At 41.0% G+C, this 18,457-nt stretch carries 19 protein-coding genes; 10 read left to right on the top strand and 9 right to left on the bottom strand.

Translation table 11 applies throughout. The features are described from left to right. The first annotated feature begins 18 nt into the window (after positions 1 to 18). Positions 19 to 2,463, top strand: coding sequence for a DNA topoisomerase IV subunit A (gene parC, locus V3C97_RS03855; protein WP_338434520.1), 2,445 nt, complete (start codon positions 19 to 21; stop codon positions 2,461 to 2,463). Positions 2,464 to 2,517: 54 nt separating this feature from the next. On the opposite strand, the gene V3C97_RS03850 is transcribed toward parC, so the two are convergent. Beyond that, positions 2,518 to 4,206, bottom strand: coding sequence for an NFACT RNA binding domain-containing protein (locus V3C97_RS03850; protein ID WP_338434519.1), 1,689 nt, complete (start codon positions 4,204 to 4,206; stop codon positions 2,518 to 2,520). A gap of 509 nt (positions 4,207 to 4,715) precedes the next feature. On the opposite strand from V3C97_RS03850, the gene V3C97_RS03845 reads away from it, so the two are divergent. The 4 genes from V3C97_RS03845 to lepB all read left to right on the top strand — a co-directional run bounded on the left by V3C97_RS03845 (position 4,716) and on the right by lepB (position 7,204). Continuing rightward, positions 4,716 to 4,859: a hypothetical protein gene (locus V3C97_RS03845; RefSeq protein WP_338434518.1), complete on the top strand. Its 144-nt coding sequence runs from the start codon at positions 4,716 to 4,718 to the stop codon at positions 4,857 to 4,859. A gap of 346 nt (positions 4,860 to 5,205) precedes the next feature. After that, the gene (locus V3C97_RS03840) at positions 5,206 to 5,634 is read left to right on the top strand and encodes a MarR family winged helix-turn-helix transcriptional regulator (RefSeq protein WP_009554386.1); all 429 of its coding nucleotides are present in this window, start codon (positions 5,206 to 5,208) and stop codon (positions 5,632 to 5,634) included. A gap of 87 nt (positions 5,635 to 5,721) precedes the next feature. Further along, positions 5,722 to 6,585: a DegV family protein gene (locus V3C97_RS03835; RefSeq protein ID WP_009554387.1), complete on the top strand. Its 864-nt coding sequence runs from the start codon at positions 5,722 to 5,724 to the stop codon at positions 6,583 to 6,585. Positions 6,586 to 6,619: 34 nt separating this feature from the next. Beyond that, the gene (lepB, locus tag V3C97_RS03830; protein ID WP_338434517.1) at positions 6,620 to 7,204 is read left to right on the top strand and encodes a signal peptidase I; all 585 of its coding nucleotides are present in this window, start codon (positions 6,620 to 6,622) and stop codon (positions 7,202 to 7,204) included. Positions 7,205 to 7,326: 122 nt separating this feature from the next. On the opposite strand, the gene V3C97_RS03825 is transcribed toward lepB, so the two are convergent. After that, positions 7,327 to 7,899, bottom strand: coding sequence for a sugar O-acetyltransferase (locus V3C97_RS03825; protein ID WP_338434516.1), 573 nt, complete (start codon positions 7,897 to 7,899; stop codon positions 7,327 to 7,329). Between the two features lie 48 nt (positions 7,900 to 7,947). Between V3C97_RS03825 and V3C97_RS03820 the strand changes: the two genes are divergently transcribed. Next, a complete protein-coding gene (locus tag V3C97_RS03820; RefSeq protein ID WP_338434515.1) occupies positions 7,948 to 8,508 on the top strand; it encodes a DapH/DapD/GlmU-related protein in 561 nt (186 codons plus the stop codon). A gap of 95 nt (positions 8,509 to 8,603) precedes the next feature. Here the strand turns inward: V3C97_RS03820 and V3C97_RS03815 are convergent, their stop codons facing one another. Then, positions 8,604 to 10,040, bottom strand: a complete 1,437-nt coding sequence (locus tag V3C97_RS03815; RefSeq protein ID WP_338434514.1) for an APC family permease — start codon at positions 10,038 to 10,040, stop codon at positions 8,604 to 8,606. Positions 10,041 to 10,293: 253 nt separating this feature from the next. On the opposite strand from V3C97_RS03815, the gene V3C97_RS03810 reads away from it, so the two are divergent. Genes V3C97_RS03810 through V3C97_RS03795 form a run of 4 tightly spaced genes read left to right on the top strand, consistent with a single transcriptional unit; the run spans position 10,294 to position 12,923 of the window. Then, positions 10,294 to 10,722, top strand: coding sequence for a PTS mannose transporter subunit IIA (locus tag V3C97_RS03810; RefSeq protein WP_338434513.1), 429 nt, complete (start codon positions 10,294 to 10,296; stop codon positions 10,720 to 10,722). 27 nt (positions 10,723 to 10,749) lie between these two features. After that, entirely contained in the window at positions 10,750 to 11,247 is a 498-nt protein-coding gene (locus V3C97_RS03805) for a PTS system mannose/fructose/N-acetylgalactosamine-transporter subunit IIB (RefSeq protein WP_027826542.1), read from the top strand. A gap of 33 nt (positions 11,248 to 11,280) precedes the next feature. Next, positions 11,281 to 12,096, top strand: a complete 816-nt coding sequence (locus V3C97_RS03800; RefSeq protein WP_338434512.1) for a PTS sugar transporter subunit IIC — start codon at positions 11,281 to 11,283, stop codon at positions 12,094 to 12,096. Continuing rightward, a complete protein-coding gene (locus V3C97_RS03795) occupies positions 12,093 to 12,923 on the top strand; it encodes a PTS system mannose/fructose/sorbose family transporter subunit IID (protein WP_009554403.1) in 831 nt (276 codons plus the stop codon). Before V3C97_RS03800 ends, V3C97_RS03795 begins: the two co-directional genes overlap by 4 nt. A 222-nt stretch (positions 12,924 to 13,145) precedes the next feature. Here the strand turns inward: V3C97_RS03795 and V3C97_RS03790 are convergent, their stop codons facing one another. The 6 genes from V3C97_RS03790 to V3C97_RS03765 form a co-directional block, all read right to left on the bottom strand. Beyond that, on the bottom strand, positions 13,146 to 13,988 hold the full coding sequence (locus tag V3C97_RS03790) for a metallophosphoesterase family protein (RefSeq protein WP_216542437.1): 843 nt from the start codon (positions 13,986 to 13,988) through the stop codon (positions 13,146 to 13,148). A 24-nt stretch (positions 13,989 to 14,012) separates the two neighbouring features. Further along, entirely contained in the window at positions 14,013 to 15,014 is a 1,002-nt protein-coding gene (gene galE, locus V3C97_RS03785; RefSeq protein ID WP_338434511.1) for a UDP-glucose 4-epimerase GalE, read from the bottom strand. Between the two features lie 85 nt (positions 15,015 to 15,099). Then, complete coding sequence (locus tag V3C97_RS03780) at positions 15,100 to 16,041, bottom strand: dihydroorotate oxidase (protein ID WP_268889448.1); 942 nt, start codon at positions 16,039 to 16,041, stop codon at positions 15,100 to 15,102. A 78-nt stretch (positions 16,042 to 16,119) separates the two neighbouring features. Continuing rightward, the gene (locus V3C97_RS03775; protein ID WP_009554411.1) at positions 16,120 to 16,359 is read right to left on the bottom strand and encodes a hypothetical protein; all 240 of its coding nucleotides are present in this window, start codon (positions 16,357 to 16,359) and stop codon (positions 16,120 to 16,122) included. A 148-nt stretch (positions 16,360 to 16,507) separates the two neighbouring features. Then, complete coding sequence (gene murI / locus V3C97_RS03770; RefSeq protein ID WP_268889447.1) at positions 16,508 to 17,287, bottom strand: glutamate racemase; 780 nt, start codon at positions 17,285 to 17,287, stop codon at positions 16,508 to 16,510. After that, complete coding sequence (locus tag V3C97_RS03765) at positions 17,280 to 18,449, bottom strand: aminotransferase class I/II-fold pyridoxal phosphate-dependent enzyme (protein ID WP_338434510.1); 1,170 nt, start codon at positions 18,447 to 18,449, stop codon at positions 17,280 to 17,282. Before V3C97_RS03765 ends, murI begins: the two co-directional genes overlap by 8 nt. Positions 18,450 to 18,457: the final 8 nt, after the last annotated feature.

The following is an 18,457-nucleotide window of genomic DNA, read 5'->3' as shown; positions in this document are numbered from 1 at the left end:
TAGAAAGAGTGAGCATAGATGACTAACAACCAAGAGAAGATTCAAGAACTCTCTTTGGAAATGGTTATGGGCGAACGCTTTAGCCGTTATTCTAAATACATCATCCAAGAGCGGGCTTTACCCGACATCCGTGATGGTTTAAAGCCTGTGCAACGCCGGATCTTATTTGCGATGAACGAGGACCGCAATACGTTTGATAAGCCATTTCGTAAATCCGCTAAGTCAGTAGGGAATGTCATGGGGAACTACCATCCGCATGGTGATAGTTCCATCTACGAAGCAATGGTTCGTCTGAGTCAACATTGGAAACTGCGCGAACCGCTGATTGAAATGCATGGTAACAATGGGTCTATGGATGGTGATCCACCGGCTGCTATGCGGTATACAGAAGCCCGCTTGTCTAAGATTGCTACCGAAATGCTCCGCGATATCGACAAAAAAACCGTCGATATGGTGCTAAATTTCGATGATACTGAGTATGAACCTACCGTTTTGCCGGCAGGTTTCCCCAACTTATTGGTCAACGGGGCCACGGGGATCTCGGCTGGTTATGCGACTGCGATCCCAACCCATAATCTGAGTGAAACAATTGATGCCGCTATCCACTTATTGAAACATCCAGCAGCATCTTTAGATGAGCTGATGACTTTTGTTAAGGGACCTGATTTTCCAACCGGGGGCATCATGCAGGGACTTGACGGAATCAAGAAAGCTTACCAGACAGGACGGGGACGTGCTGTTCTCCGATCGAAAACAACCATCGAGCCTATTAAGGGTGGTAAGCAACAAATCGTGATTACTGAAATCCCCTATGAAGTCAATAAAGCTGGCTTAGTCAAAAAGATCGATGAAATTCGTCTCCTCAAAAAGGTCGAAGGTTTGGCTGAAGTCCGTGATGAATCTGACCGTGAAGGCTTGCGAATTGTTGTTGAACTCAAGCGGAATGCCGACGCACAGGGGATTTTAAACTACTTATACAAAAATACAGACTTACAAGTTTCTTATAACTTCAACATGGTGGCAATCAACAATAAGCGACCTGAACATGTTGGCTTAAAACAAATTTTGCAGGCTTATATTGACCATCGCCGGATTGTAACTACCAAGCGAATTCAGTTTGATTTAAAACGAGCGCAGGAACGGGAACATATTGTTAGTGGGTTGATTAAAGCTTTGTCGATCCTTGATGATGTAATTCGTGTTATTCGGGCTTCTGAAAATAAAAAAGATGCTCAAAATAACTTAGTAGCGGAATTTGGCTTTACCAATAAGCAGGCTGAAGCCATCGTTTCGCTCCAACTCTATCGTTTAACCAACACTGACATTACTGCTTTACAACAGGAAGCAGCTGACTTGCAGGCTAAAATTCAACGCTTCCAAAGCATCCTGGGTGATGCTAACAAGTTGGATCAGGTCATCCAAACGGAACTCCTGGCTGTCAAAAAACAGTACGGGACGCCCCGAAAAACTGAGATTCAAGCAGAAGTACAGTCACTCAAGATCGCAACGAGCGTTACGGTGGCTGACGAAGAGGTCAAAGTGTTAATTTCACATGATGGCTATATCAAACGTTCCTCTCTTCGTTCTTATAAGGCCTCGGACCCGGCTGAAAATGGCTTAAAAGAAGTTGACTACCCAATTTTTGAGGAAACCGTTAATACACTCCAACACTTACTGATCTTTACTAACAAAGGTAATATGATTTATCGCCCTGTCCATGAATTAGTTGAAACTAAGTGGAAGGATACTGGAGAACACCTTTCACAAACAGTTGGACTAGATAGTGACGAAAGCATTCTGACAGCCTTTTGCTTTGCTGACTTACAACAAAAAGGACGGTTTGTTTTTGCAAGTAAACAAGGCAACATTAAGCAAACCGACTTTACTGATATGAAACCAGGAAAAACCTACCGTTCTCGCGCTAGCAAGTACATTAACTTGAAAGGTAAAGACAATGAAGTTATCTTGGCAACATATGTTCCTGAAGCAGATTTAGCTACAAAGCAGGTCTTTGTTGTGACGCATGCAGGTTATGGTTTACGGTATCAGTTGATGGATGTTCCTGTTAGTGGTGCCAAAGCCACCGGGGTCAAGGCAGTAAATCTTAAAGATGATGATTTTGTTGCTGGGGCAGCTCTCGTCCAAGAGGATGATCAAGTTGCTATGGTGACCCAACGCGGTGCCTTCAAACGAATGAAAGTTAGCGAGGTTGAGCTAAAGAACCGCGCCATTCGTGGCATTAAAGTACTCCGTCCACTCAAGACGCGCCCGCACAAGGTGATCTTTATGGACAGTATCACTAGTCATGATCAAGTGCTCATTCAGACTGTCGATGGAGCCCATGTAAACGTAATTGTTGCTGATTATTCTATTTCTGATAAACATTCCAATGGTTCATTCGTGTTGGATGAAGAAACACAGGGAGCTATTGCTACTGTTCGCAAATTGGTAATGACCCCTTAACAGTAGAAAAACGTGCTAAGTAACTGGATTAAATCCAATACTTAGCACGTTTTTTTAATTTTGTAGCGCTAAAACTTCTTTTTCTTCTGGAGTAACAAATAAAGTCTTTTGTCCCGTATAGATTACAAAGCCTGGTTTGGCACCATTAGGTTTGTGAATATTTTTAACTCTTACATAATCAACCGGTACATTCGCTGATAGGCGAGCCTTGGAATAATAAGCAGCAATGGTAGCTGCTTCCACTAACGTTGCTTCACTTGGCTCTGCACTCTCTACAATCACATGAGACCCTGGCAAATCCTTCACGTGGAGCCAGTAGTGGTTTTTCCGTGCAGTTTTGAGAGTTAATCGATCATTTTGAAGATTATTTTTTCCGACCAAGATTGGCGTCCCATCACTAGCATGGAAACGTTCCGGTTTACTGAGTTTGTGGGGACGTTTGCGTTTGGCTTGCTTATCCTTTTGAATATAGCCTTGCTCTTGCAACTCAACCTTAATATCTGGCAAATCCCCAGGAGTTGCTAGTTCGATTTGAGCCAGGATACGGTCCAGATACGCGATTTCTTCCTGAGTAAGTCTGATCTGTTCCGTAAGATGCTGAACAGCATTTTTGAGTTTCTGATATTTTTTAAAATAGCGTTGCGCATTTTGGGAGGGGGAGAGTCGCTTGGAGAGGGCGATTTGTAGTGGCGCGTTATTTGCATAGTAATTAGGGAGCGTGATTGTATCGCTACCAGCTTTCACTTGATACAAATACGTGGTTAGTACTTCGCCTTTGATCTTGAAATTCTCTGCATTCTCGGTTGCTTGAAACTCCTTTTGAAGCTTCTTGAGTTTACGCTTATTTTTCTTGAGCTCATTTTTTACCGTGTGAATCAGGTAAGCTCCTTGCTGTTGGACCCGATCTAACGTGGCTTTATGCCGATAATATTCATCCAATAAGGCGCTTAAACTAGCAAATTTTTGCCAATAATGCTCTTGTTTAAACAAGGTGAAATTGATTTTGCTGCCTTCCTTACAGAGCAGCGGGGTGGGATGATTGACTTGGTTGATAAACTCAGCAACTGCTTGTTGTGGATCAGCCACAGAGTGAAAAAGATCTGCCAAATACAAGGCTGTATCTTTACCCAACCCTTGATATGTCTGGCTTAATGCTTGGCCAAGCATTTCTCGATTGGGATACATCTGAACTAATTGGCGGTATGTTTCTGCCGTCGTTGTAAATAAATTTTCTTTACCTTGGGCAGGAGGTTGCTTGTATGCAGCCCCTGGTAAAAGAGTCCGGTACCGGTTTTGGTCCATCCCGATTCGCTTGATAACGTCAATAACACGTTGGCGATTAACATCAATTAGGATTACATTACTATGTCGTCCCATAATTTCGATGCTTAAGCACAAAGGCATCTGGTCCCCCAGGTCATTTCGAGTACTAAAAGTCAAGTTAACAACACGGTCATTGGCTAGTTGCGCAACCTCTACTAATTTTGCTCCTTCCAAATACTTGCGGAGCGTCATTGTAAAGTTGGTTGGTACAGGAGGGTTGGTAAATGGGATCTGGGTGACCTGGATCCGTGCATAACTAGGGTTAGCAGATAAAAGTAAAGGATAGTTTTGACGGTTAGATCGAATCGTCAAAATCACTTCGTTCGGATAGGGTTGTGAGATCTTAGTTACCCGGCCTCCAGTTAATTGTTCGGCCAATTCATTGACCATTGCATGGGTAAAAACACCATCAAATATCATGCTTAACCTCCTTAAATTATAATGTCATGAATATATTCTACCAAAAAACAGTTCTTTCAGGTGGTTAGACCACTTAATCATGGTAAAAATTGGGTTGAATCGTAGAATAATCGCATAAATTAGTAGCTTCTCAAGTTATCCTAATATTCATTGTTCATTATAAAAATGCCACATCTTTGTTCGAATTATGCTAGCAATGTCAGCCTGTGTATTTCACAAGCATAGTATAATAAAATGGTAAAGAGGTGTGACTTTTACATCTTACCTCAACTAATTATTTATGCTTTAGAAGAATTACGGTAATACCATGTACCAGTATATGAATTGCGAAAAGTTCTAAGCGAGCACTTATAGTTAATCTAGCGCACCTGCCAGAGTTAAATGGCGAATTAAAAGATTAAATGGACAGAGTGAACAACTTGTTAAACAAAGTAGGAATGTTATTTTTGGTGTTGTTGGAGTAATCATAATTGCATATTTCGCTGTGCAGTGTTTTATGGGGTGAAGCAATGAATAGCAAAGTAAAAGAAACGCAGATAAATTCCTTAGAAGCATTAGAAGAATTATTTGCTGGATTTGATACCGATAGATATTTTGAAGAAAATAAAAACGAGTACGATTGGGGCAAGCCACAAGGACGAGAAATTTGGTAACTAAAGACCGTGTATTTGGGGTTATTTGCATGGTGAAAGAAACCCTTGTTGCCAAATCAAAAAAGTGGTAATGATTGACTTCGTCAATTAAGGTATGGGAAGATATGAAGTAAGGAATGTAGCTTAGGAGGAAAGCACAGCTTTTAGCTGATGGACTCGGGTGCAACTCCCGTCATTTCTGTAGAAGACATCCATTATGGGTGTCTTTTTTATGCTTAAATATTAGTTTGGGTAAGAAAAAACTTGTTTTGATAGTTTATTGCCTATTGCAAATACCAACAAGCCAGAGCATAATGAATAATGTAAATTGTATTATACATATAACTCCATAGGAGGGTAGATTACAATGCTAGAGCCTTTGGATAGTTTAGTTGAAGTGGAGCGATTCCTTCACCGTAAATTACAGAGCCTTTCACGGGCTAATAATTTAACCATTTCTGAATGGCAATTGTTGAAAAGAATTGTTGGGGGCGAAAACACCCAAAGTGTGTTATCCTCCAATACAAGTTTGGATGTTTCGACGTTAAGCCGGCAATTGGCGCGTCTAACTGCTAAAAACTTTCTTAAAAAAGAAAAGATTCCGTCAGCTAATGCCCAAACCCGTAAGACGATTAGTTATTCAATCAGCGAAACAGGTAAACGTGCTTTTGAACAGATGAATCATGATTACCAAGTTTTAACTCAAAAGATTTTTTCACCCTGGACAGAAGAAGAATACAATCTATTAAAAATTCTCCTGAACAGGCTTGATACCAGCCTCCAACGGACCCTTTAAGTTTTAACGAGGTTATTAGTTTACTATGTAGGGCTCCAGTGAGTATGGTATAGTATTTTATATAATTTTTAGAAGTGGGTGTAACCAATGAAAATTGCTGTTGTAACAGACAGTACTTCCTATTTACCAGAAGAACTTATTCAAAAATATGATATTCGGGTCGTTCCGATTCCTTTTATCTTGAACGAAAAAACTTATGAAGAAGGCGTCGACATCACTACTGAGGAATTTTATTCCTTATTAGCCCAATCACCTGAGTTACCGTCAACATCACAACCACCTTTGGGTGAAATGATTTCATTGTATGAAGATTTACGGGATGAAGGTTATGAAGCCGTCATTAGCATTCATTTAGCTGCAACCATCTCTGGATTAGTGGGTAATTTGCAAAACATTGCTAGCCAGATTGAAGGAATTAAGGTGATTCCATATGATTCAGGTATTACTGTTCGCCTGATGGGTGAATTAGCCGTGGCAGCAGCACAAGATGCAGCCAAGGGCATGGATATTGATAGTATTGTTGCCCATCTTGATGAACTTCGGAGTACTGTTGACGAATACTTCTTAGTGGATGACTTGCAAAATTTAGTTAAGGGTGGCCGTCTTTCCAACGCCTCTGCCTTTATCGGAACTATGCTCAAAATCAAGCCGATTTTGACATTTGATGATGATACCAATAAAATTGTCGCTTTTGATAAAGTTAGATCGATGAAACGGGCTAAAAAACGGGTAGAAAGTTTATTCATTGAACAGTTAGAAAAGACTGACTATCCCGTGCATTTGTTTGTAATTCATGCCAATAACGAAAAAGCTGCCAATGAGTGGCGGGATAGCTTGCAAGAGCAATTCCCTAATTTGCGGATCTCAGTAACATATTTTGGTCCTGTTATTGGTTGTCACTTAGGAGAAAAAGCCATGGCCTTAGGTTGGATGCGCGATATCGAAGAATAAGCATTCTCGCATCGATAAAGAGGTGGAAAGTTCAATGAACAAAACAAAAGAAATCTTAAGTTGGGTGATTCCCATCCTAATAGGTTTTGCGATCGCAATGGTCATCAAAACTTTTTGGATTACTACGGTACGTGTTGATGGTAGTTCAATGTATCCTAACTTACAAAATAACGAACGCATTGTTGAACTCAAAACAGCATCAATTAAGCGTAATTCAGTAGTTATTTTCAACGCTTATGGTGTTGATAAACGCCCTGGAGTAGCTAAGTCGACCCAGTACGTAAAGCGGGTGATTGGGATGCCGGGAGACCAGATCGAGTACAAGAGTAATGGTCAACTTTACGTTAACGGGCACCGCCAATCACAAAGCTATATTTCTAAAAAGGAACAAACCAGTGGCACCCTCGACTTGCAACTACCAGCTGCTAAAGATGTTACTTTGGGTACAGGGCACATTTTTACCGTTCCTAAGGGTGAGTACTTTGTTTTGGGGGATCACCGGAGTGTTTCTAACGACAGTCGCTACTATGGTTTTGTCAAAAGGTCCAAGATCACTGGAGTAGCAAAAGTCTTTTTCTGGAATAAGAAGAAGTCTGTGATCAACTCATATCCACAATAAGATTAAAACTAGGAGCGCTGTTGAGGGCTCCTGTTTTTGTATATTTATTAATTATGCAAGGATGCTTTAAATACTGTAATAAAAAAGACATCCCTGAAAACTATCAGTGACGTCACCGTTAATTACAAATGTTTGATAAATCTTGCAGGATTCCCAGCATATAGAGTTTGCGGTGGAACATCAGTGGTAACCACACTCCCCGCTGCAATAATAGCATTCTTTCCTAAGGTTACTCCCGCAGTAATTGTTGTATTTGCTCCAATCCAGACACCATCTTCAACCGTAATAGGTTTGGCAGTAACTAGACCTTGGTTACGTTCAGCTACTGCTTGTGGATAGACCAGTGTTTCAAAAATTGTTCGCGGAGCAATATTTATTTGATTACCAAATGTAACTGGAGCATAATCGTTGACGATTACATCGTGATTGAAGAAGACTTCATCGCCAAAAGTAATATTGAAGCCACACGCACACCAAAAATTGGATTCTACAAATGGATCCGTCCCTACGGTGGCTAATAACTGACGGAGTAAAGCATAATCATACTTACGGTTTAAGTTGATTTGTTGGTTATACTGTGCGCAAGCCTGATCAACTACCGCTTGCCACTGTAAGAGCTCTGGCGCCTGGCGCTTAAATTCTTTTTGATGTAAGATTTTTTGGGCAGCGTTCATTAATTTATTATCGAACTTCATGTGAAAACACCTCATTCATTATTTTACGCTTTTAGTGGAGGGATTTAAATGCAGAGATTAACAACAGCAGAAATTGAACATGTTAAAGCTATTACTAATACTGGGGAACTGTACTACGATTACGATCCGTTGATTGAACAGGCACGAAACTATGCATATGCTGCCTGTCGGCAATTCAACCAAGCCTACTTGACCCAAGAACCCCATTATGAATGGTTACAGGCTTTATTTGCTACATGTGGCACTAATTTTACAGTTGGTTATGGGTTTATCACTGAATTTGGTTTTAATCTTCATATTGGCAACAATTTCCACGCCGGGAAAAATTTGAAGATTATTGATTGTAACCGCGTAGTAATCGGCGATAATGTTACTTTAGGTGATAATGTAGGGATTTATACTTCTAATCATGCTTTTGATGCGGAAAAGCGTGCCCAACATTGGTGCAGTGAGTTGCCTATTACTATTGGTGACAACACCATCGTTGAAACGGGATGTACCATTGTTCCAGGAACAGCGATTGGGTCAAACTGTTTAATAAAAGCTGGAAGTGTTGTGCGCGCTACTATTGCGGATAATACAATCGTTAGTGGAGTGCCGGCTCATTAATCTAATAAACTTTGTGAAATCCCTCCGTAATTAAGAACAAAACAGGAGACGACATTGTAATCGTCTCCTGTTTTTATATCAAATATTTAATTAACCTATGCTTCCTTTTTCATTTCTAATTTTCGTAAATATGGTAACAGGAAGCCTAGTATAATTAAGAAGCCAACAGTTAAGAAATTCATCAATAATTGGTGGTTAAAGGCATGGGTTCCCACGGCTGCGTCTTGGGGGATGAAGCCCATCGTTGCACAGATGAATGTAAAGATGAAGCACCACCAGCCAACAGCCAATGCTCCGCGCCGATTGCTGATATATACATAATCTGAATTGAACTCACCTTCATGCCAACGAATAGCTAAAAAGGCAACGAAAACTAACGCAGTTTTATACGGCGAAACAATCCCGTTTAAGTTGAGTAACCAGTTATAAATAGCGTTGATATTTGGCAGTGTCCCACTCAAAAGTAACAATAACAAACTAATGCCTGCAGTTAAAGTATAACTATGCACTGGACGACCATCTTTGTTTTTCTTGGTCAACCATGTCGGCATATATTTAGTTGCGGTATCGGATGCAAAAACACGCGAAGCAGCATCAATTAAGATCGCTAACTGTGCCAGCATGAAGAAAAGTTGCACAAACGCAAACAGATACATCAAAGACTTACCTAGGCCAACTTGTTCGCCTAAAAGGTGGAACGCACGGTATGGTCCGTTCATCTTAAAGTCACTAGGGATATGGTTAGCATCAAAGAAAACTGACAAAGCCAAAGTCCCAAAGATAGTAATAAAACCTGTCATAATGGCCAAAAGCCACATTGCTTTAGGAAATTCTCGTTTAGGATTGCGCATCTTACTGATGTATGGTGCGGCCAATTCAGCACCAGACATAGCAAAGATTAGCAGGCCTGTGGTTGAAAAGTAGTGAAGGCTAAAGCTGGGCTTGAGGGCATGCAGGCTGAGATGTGTAGCTGGATGTGCTCCATGTGTCAATGCCCAAACGGTCATGAATACAAACAAGACCGAAATCAAGAACATAGCCCCGCCCCCGATAATCGAGAGAACTTCAAGTGAGTCTCGAAACAGATTTTCAAAAATAATAAAGAATAAAATGATCGCAAAAGTTAGCATCCCGAAGGTGAAAGTCGACATCCGCTGTCCCAAGCTATCATTACCCAAAATGATCCAGGATAGAGAAACAATTACCGAGTTGGATACATCAACAAGGTAGGGGATGGTTTGCGTCCAGTACATCCATGAAGTAATGTAACCAAAAAGATCACTATGTGTTCCCCGTCTAATCCAGGATGCTAACCCACCATCTTGATTTTGAAAGGTTAATCCTAATTGCGTTGCGATCAGGGCGTAGGGGATGACATAAGTAAACAGTAAGAAAATCCACGAAATAACTACTGATAATCCCTGATTTTGGAACGGATAAAAAATGTTTTCGAAACTAATAATCGTCACAAAATCAAGTAATGCAATAACAATCCAGTTCATGTAATGAGTATTTTGTTTTTCGTCTAACATAAACAATCTCCCTTAAGTTTTTTATTTAATTGGCATAGTAACTGCCAATCGGAGATTTGTTATGAAGTTTCCGACAAATTGGAAACACAGTACCACCTGCCTTTAATTACAGAATAACTTATTTATTTTACCGTAAGACTGGCGTCCACGCCACATGTGGTAACGTTTTAAAAAATTAGTTATTGTCATCCAAGAAAGCGTTTGCATATATTTCTATGAAAATATATAATAATATCGTTAACAAAAAGGGGGGATGAAAATGAAATACCTAGTAGCAACACACGGAAAGCTAGCATCTGGTTTTCGTAGTTCCATCGACATCCTGACGGGGAAGGGTGCAAACTTGGCCACGATTGATGCTTATGTCGATGACTCAGACTATACGGAAAAGATCCAAGCTTTCATCGCCAATGTTGCTGACGATGAACAAGCTTTGATTTTCACTGATTTATTTGGGGGCAGTGTTAATCAAAAAGTCGTTACGCAACTTGTGCCATTGGAGAAAGATAATATCTTTGTTATCTCTAACTCCAACCTAGCAATTATTTTGTCATTGATGATGCTTCCTGAAGGAATGAAGCTGACACCGACAGTAATCAATAATACGATTGCAGAGTGTCAAGTTCAGCTTGTTGAAACAAGCCTTCCTGAAGACGAGCAAGATGATGACTTTTTTGCTTAATATATAGTAGTTATAGGGGGACTAAATATGTTAGCACAATTAAGAGTTGATGATCGTTTAATTCACGGTCAAGTCGCTGTTGTATGGACAAAAGAGTTAAATACACCATTACTGGTTGTTGCCAATGACAACGCCGCTAAAAATAAAGTTATGCAAATGACTTTAAAGATGGCTGTTCCAACAGGAACGAAACTGTTAATTCGTTCTGTTGATGATGCAATCAAGATCTTTAATGATCCGCGGGGAAAGGACAAACGGATCTTTGGTATCGTAAACAGTGTTTCTGACGCCAACAAGATTGCTCAAAATGTTCAAGACATCGAAGCAGTCAATGTTGCTAATGCTGGTCGTTTTGATAAATCTGATCCTAAGACTAAGACGATGGTCTTTTCTAGCGTTCAGCTAAATCCGGACGAACTGCAAGCAGCTAAGGAACTAGCTGCTCTGACTCGGGTAGAAACATATAACCAAGTTCTACCTAGCAACCAAAAGCAGAGTTTGGCATCAGCTTTAAAGAACAAATAAATCGCTATTAACTTTTAGGGGAGGTTAAAGTGTATGTTAACTAACGCACTATTGGCTGCCTTGGCAGTCTTTATTTGTTTTGCCGGAAATTATCTGACAGGACAAAGTATGATGGAACGTCCATTAGTAGTTGGACTTGTAACCGGACTTTTAATGGGGGACATGCGTACCGGGATATTAATGGGGGCTTCTCTAGAAGCCATCTTCCTGGGTAATGTCAACATTGGTGGTGTCATTGCGGCTGAACCAGTTACCGCATCCGTTATCTCAACAACGTTTGCAATTACATCTGGGGTCAGCACTAGCGCTGCCTTGACATTGGCTATTCCTGTTGGGATGTTAGCCGCATTCGTGGTTATGTTCTTGAAAAACGTCTTCATGAACATCTTCGCACCAGTTTTAGATAAAATTGCTCGTGAAGGGAAAGAAAAGCAAATTGTTGCTCTTCACTATGGCACATGGATTATCTACTACGTAATCATTTCTTCAATTTCATTTATTGGTATTTATGCTGGAAGTGGTCCTGTTAACGAATTCGTTAAGACAATTCCACAAAACGTAATGAATGGTTTAAATGCCGCTGGGGGCTTATTGCCAGCCGTTGGGTTTGCAATGCTGATGAAGCTCTTGTGGGATAACAAACTTGCTGTTTATTATCTTTTAGGTTTTATCTTAACTGCATATGTGAAATTACCAGCTGTTGCAGTAGCTGCCTTAGGGATTATTATTTGTGTAGCTGTTGCACAAAGCGAAATTCGTTTCAACAAAATGGCTTCTGAAGGGGTAGCGGGTTCTGCTAATAAGACTGCTATGACTGCAGAAGAGGAAGAGGAGGACTTTTTCTCATGAAATACACACAGAATTTAAGCCCAGATGAAAGAAAAATGATGCGGTCTGTCTTTTGGCGCTCATGGACAATGAATGCCAGCAGAACTGGGGCCACACAATACCACGCATTGGGAGTTATTTATACCTTACTTCCAGTAATTAACAAATTCTATAAGACAAAAGAAGATCGTGCTGAAGCAATCGTACGGCACACTACCTGGTTTAACGCCACCATGCACATTAACAACTTCATTATGGGGTTAGTGGCATCGATGGAAAAAAAGAACAGTGAAGATCCAGATTTTGATACTAGTTCTATTACTGCTGTTAAGGCTTCACTGATGGGACCATTGTCTGGGATTGGTGACTCATTCTTCTGGGGAATTCTTAGAGTTGTTGCTGCCGGAATTGGGATTTCATTAGCAAGCACTGGTTCACCGTTAGGTGCCATTGTATTCTTACTGTTATACAATATTCCAGCCTTTATTATTCATTATTATGCTTTATATGGTGGTTATTCAGTTGGTGCCAACTTCATTGAACGGATGTATGAATCTGGTGGGATGAAGATCTTGACCAAAGTTTCTAGTATCCTTGGTTTGATGATGATGGGAAGTATGACAGCTTCTAATGTTAAGTTCCAAACTATCTTACAAGTATCCGTCAAAGGTAGCAAAGAAGCTATGAAGATTCAAACATACTTGGATCAGTTATTTATTGGCATTGTGCCTCTGGCAGTAACCTTAGTATCTTTCTGGTTAATTAGAAACAAGAAAGTCAACGTTAACTGGGTAATGCTAGGTATCATGGTACTGGGGATTATCCTTGGGATGTGCGGAATCTGCTAATTGTATATACTTAATGTAGCAAGTGTTAATGCACTTGCTATTTTTGTTTTTTAATTCTACTTTGGATAATACATATTATGTAAACTAGAGTGAAGAAAAATCACGTTCTCATTTTTTCTTGCTCTTCCCTGATACCTATTCCTGATAAAAGCAATTCTTTTTTATCGCTCCATATAAAAAGAACTTTACTTAGATCTGCACAAGCTAAGTAAAGTTCTTTGATTATTTTTTCAACTGCGCCCGATATTTGTGAACATCATCTAAATATCCACGCTCATGGTTGATCTTGCGGAGCAAGTCATGATCATGGGTATGAACCACACCATTGTCCATCAAGTCCTGGTACAAATCCAGATATGGCAGATCAATCAACTGAGCTTGGTGCAATTCTGCTTGACGATCGTACCCAATCTTTCTAAAGGAAATATCATGCAGTCCCATTTCGTCAACTTCAATAAGTAAATATTGAGCTCTTAAGTCGCGCTTTAATGCACGCCAACTGTTAAATGGTTCTCCAACAGAACCCGGATTCAATACTAGCTGTTCGCCCATCCCATAACGCATAATTGGGTGATGAACATGCGCATAAATTGCAACATCAATCATTCGCTCTTTAAATAAGCTGTCAAAGCCCTTCTGATCAGCTGTGGGATATAGCGTCTGGTCGAAGTTCTTCCAGGGCAAATTGTGACTTAAACCGAACCGTAGCGATTCAATCGCAACATCCCGAGTCAAAGGCCAGTTTGCTATCGCAGCAAGTGCTCGCTTGGGAAGCCGTGGCGCAATAAATTGCGCCAGACGAGCCATGTAAACGTGTGATTCCCGGTCGATAGAAAGCTCGCCTTGGAACCCGCGCAATAACAAATCATCCCAATTGCCACGAACGCAAACCTGCGGATCGAGGTCTTCAAAAAGCTCCCATAGGTCCTTGGTTCCAGGTCCAGGCATAAAAATATCCCCCAGAGACCAGCATTCATCAACATTTTGCTGCAAAATATCGTGATGGATGGCTTTGAATGCCGTCAGATTCCCATGCACATCTGCAAAAACGGCAATTCGTTTCATTAGTAGCCAACCCCCTTAGCTAAATTAGTCTTGATAGCCGTTTGGGTGCTTGGAATGCCATGTCCATGCAGTTTGAATAATATCATGAACATTGTCATATTTTGGCTTCCAGCCTAATACTTCCCGTGCTTTACTACTATCAGCCACTAAGATATCCGGATCGCCTGCCCGCCGTGCCGAAACATCAGCAGGAATTTCTTTTCCAGTAACCTTTCGCGCTTCCTCAAGAATTTGCTTGACAGAAAAACCGGTACTAGATCCTAAATTGAAAACATCGCTTGGATTACCAGCATCCAGATACTTCATTGCTAAAATATGGGCATCCGCCAGATCCAAGATATGAACATAATCACGAACGTTAGTTCCGTCAGGAGTGTTATAATCATCACCAAAGATATGGAAAGTATCACTTTGACCCAGAGCTACCCGTAAGATATTAGGGATCAAGTGTGTTTCATGAGTATGAGCTTCACCAATCAACCCTTCTGGATGAGCACCACAGGCATTAAAATACCGGAGAGCAACAAATTTAATCCCATAAGCTTGGTCAACCCACCGCATAATTTTTTCCATCATTAGCTTGCTTTCGCCATATGGATTGATAGGATCCTTACGATCTGCTTCTTCGATTGGTGTCTTTTCTGGATTACCATATGTAGCGGCCGTTGATGAAAAGACGATCTTGTTGACGTTAAATTCCTTCATCACTTCCAGTAAAGCAATCACACCAATCACGTTGTTGTCAAAATACTTGAGTGGATCAGCCACTGATTCTGGCACGATTGAAAAAGCATCCATATGGATTACTGTATCGACATTTGGTTCTTGGGTAAATACTTGTCGCATAAATTCACGGTCACGAGTATCACCTTCATAGAACCGGGCTGGTTCCATTACGGCTTGTCTGTGGCCCGTTGAAAGGTTATCGACAACTACAACATCATAACCCTGTTGAATCAAATCATATACCATGTGGGAACCGATATAGCCGGCTCCACCAGCAACCATAATTGTTTTCTTTGTCATAGAGACAATCCTCCCCAACTAAGTGGTTAATTTTAATTAATTCTATTTAAGTATAGCATGGAATGTAGCTATGATTACGCTTTATTTAGTCCTGATGGCGTAACTTACCTCTAAAATCAGCTAAAGTAGTGTAGCCTTTAGCTGCCATGATATCCTGCAACTCTCTAGTTAACCGTTCAAAGACCTGTGGGCCCTCCTTAGCCAATTCTGTTCCCACTTGAACCAGCGAAGCACCACATAAAATGTGTTCAAAAATATCCCGTCCAGAAGTGATCCCACCGGTACCGATAATTTGAATTTCAGGCTTGAGTCGTTGATAAAAGGCATGGACGTTTGCCAAGGCTGTTGGCTTGACGTATTCGCCCCCAATTCCACCGAACCCATTTTTAGGTTTAATAACAACTTCTTCTTTTTCATCATCGATATACAAACCGTTACCAATACTATTGATACTATTGATATAAGCTAGCGGATACTTGTTTAAGATAGCTGCCATTTGGTCAAAGTGCACCAAGTCAAAGTATGGTGGCAACTTAACTCCTAATGGACCATCATATTCAGCAAATACAGCCGCTAAGATTTGGTCGACAGTTTCGAAATCATATCCAATTTGTGGCTTCCCTGGAACGTTAGGGCAAGACAAGTTAAGTTCAACAATTCCGTTAAACTCAGAGTCTTTAATCTTACGTAATAACGTTTGATCTTGTTCAATGCTAAACCCAGTACACGATAAGAAATATGTTTTGCCAGGGTTTTTCTTTTGAAAAGCCGCTACTACATCTAGGTAATAATCAATCCCATGGTTGGGTAACCCCATAGAGTTGATACTTCCCAGAGCCGTCTCATAATAGCGCGGTTCAGGGTTGCCGGGACGGGGTACCAGTGTCCCCGACTTAGTGACAAAAGTCCCAGCAGCAGAGTCATCAATCGCTGTCAGTTCTGCTTCATCCATACACCAGACACCAGCAGCATTCATCATACAATTAGAAAAGGAACGGTTAGCTAATTTAGTTGCAGTAGAAATCATCACAAACTCTCCTTTGAAATGGTCTTTCATCATTATAGCAGAAGACTTCGACAATACCATGGAATATAGCAGATAACATTAGATAAATGGTCCGCGATCAAACATAGCCACTCCAAGGTCATCGACAAAGATGTATCCTGGCCAGCCGATGATCATACCATAATTTTCCGGATTTTCTGCATGCCAACGGTAAGCGTTGTCGTGTTTACCTCTACCAGCATAACTTCCCAACTCAAGCCCATTCTCACGAGCAAATTTTTTAGCAATCTTTCTCGCTTGCTTGTAGTCAATGTCCATATATAAAGGCTCTTTTTCCATATGTCTCCCTACCTTTTAAAACAATGCTATCTAAAACGTTTTCACTCAAATATTATCACACCCCAAAAGGCACTTAGGACTATTATTTGCCCTCAATACAAAAAGAGTAACTCGGCATGAAACCAAGTTACTCTTAGAATAATGATAATTATGATTTAAACAAGCGTTTACTAAGTTCAATTTCCCGTGGATCAGGGTTGCTATTAGCAAAAGTAACCTGCCCTTTGCGCCACGGATTGACTTGCTGCAGACCTTTTCGATGCAAGCGCCGTTGTAGCTGGTGGGCTGCTCCCGGACCGCCATCAATAATGAAAGTGTCTTGCCCAACAACATCCCTAATAGCTGGGGCAACAAAAGGAAAATGCGTACATCCCAACACCACTGCGTCAACTTCCTGATATGGAAGTAAGATCTTTTCCAAATAGTGATAAAGTGCAGGTGAATCCAGCTCACCTCGTTCTACAAATTCTACTAAATTTGGAGCAGGAACTTTGATAATCTGTTTAGCTTCTAAACGATATTTATCAGCCATCTGGTTAAACATTGGTTCACGCAGAGTTAATGGCGTTGCCATTACCACTATTCGCCCGTTCCGCTTGTGAGCAACGGCCGGCTTAACAGCAGGTTCAAGTCCTACAACGATCAAGTCCGGATACTTAGCCCGAATTCTCGTAATGGCCGCACTAGTTGCAGTATTACAAGCAACCACAACAGCCTTAACTCCCTGATCAACAAAGCGATCAACAATATCCATACTTAGTTGTTGCACTTGGGCAACTGATTTAGTTCCATAAGGAGCATTTTTAGAATCACCAAAGAAAAGATAATCTTCATTGGGCATCAACTCAACCAGTGAGCGCAAAACGCTAATTCCGCCAACTCCCGAGTCAAATACCCCAATCGGAAGACTGCTTTTTTCCTTAATCATCAAAATACTTCCCTTCCATATAATCTTTGATCCGGCTAGCAGCCAGTTTAATGTTTTCCATGCTTGCAGCATAGCTTAAGCGAATATACCCTTCGCCTCCAGGGCCGAATGATAAACCAGGAATAACTGCTACCCGGGCCTTTTGAGCTAAGTCACGTACAAAGTCCCAATCCTGTAACTTTCCATCTGGAATCTTAGCAAAAAGATAGAAAGCCCCCCGAGGATCAGCTAAAGTAAAGCCAGCATCTTCTAAAGCAGTTTTTAGGTATTCTCGCCGCCGTGCATACTCTGCTTTCATAACAGCAGCATCATTCTGTCCGTGTGAAACTGCCTCTAAAGCCGCATACTGTGCATTAGTTGTTGGAGCTGTCACCATGTATTGGTGCGACTTGATAGCTTGATCAATGAAAGCCTGTGGTCCCAAAATGAACCCAATCCGCCAGCCTGTCATTGCATGTGACTTGGATAAGCCTGATAAAAGCACTGTCTTCTCTGGTAAAATCTCAGCCATCGAAATATGGTCCCCAGAATAAGTTAATTCTGCATAGATCTCATCACTAAGGATCCATAAGTCATGCTTCCGAGCAACCGCAGCAATTGCTTCAAGCTGTTCCCGTGAATATGTCACTCCAGTTGGGTTGCAAGGATAGTTGAACACGACAACTTTAGTCGTTGGATGGGCCGCGATTGCTTCTTCCAAACGGTTAGGCGTTAAAATAAAGTCGTCGGCACTAGTATCCAGCGTTACAAACTGACCACCATTGATCTCAGTATCAACCATATAAATTGGGAAAACAGGCGTTGGCACTAACACTGTATCCCCGGGATTTAGCAAGGCTTGTAATGAAGCATTAATCCCCTCAGTGGCGCCAATTGTTGTGATCACTTGGCTGGCTTGATAATTTAAGTTGTACTTTTCATTAAAATACTTAGCCGTAGCTGCGCGCAATTCAGGAATCCCTGCGTTAGGGGTGTAGTGTGACTTATTATCTTGAATCGCTTTGATGGCCGCTTCTTTAATATGCTCTGGCGTATTAAAGTCAGGCTCACCCAAAGTTAATTTGATAATTCCAGGCAACTGGCTTGCTTCACTATCAAACTGCCGAATGTCTGAAACAGCTATTTTTTCGATCGTTTTGTTATAGTTTTTACTTCCTGCCATACATAACC

This window comes from Ligilactobacillus saerimneri (genome assembly GCF_036689625.1).
Classification (GTDB): domain Bacteria; phylum Bacillota; class Bacilli; order Lactobacillales; family Lactobacillaceae; genus Ligilactobacillus; species Ligilactobacillus saerimneri.
Note: the sequence above shows the minus strand (reverse complement) of the source record. Positions and strands in the feature narration are given on the sequence as shown.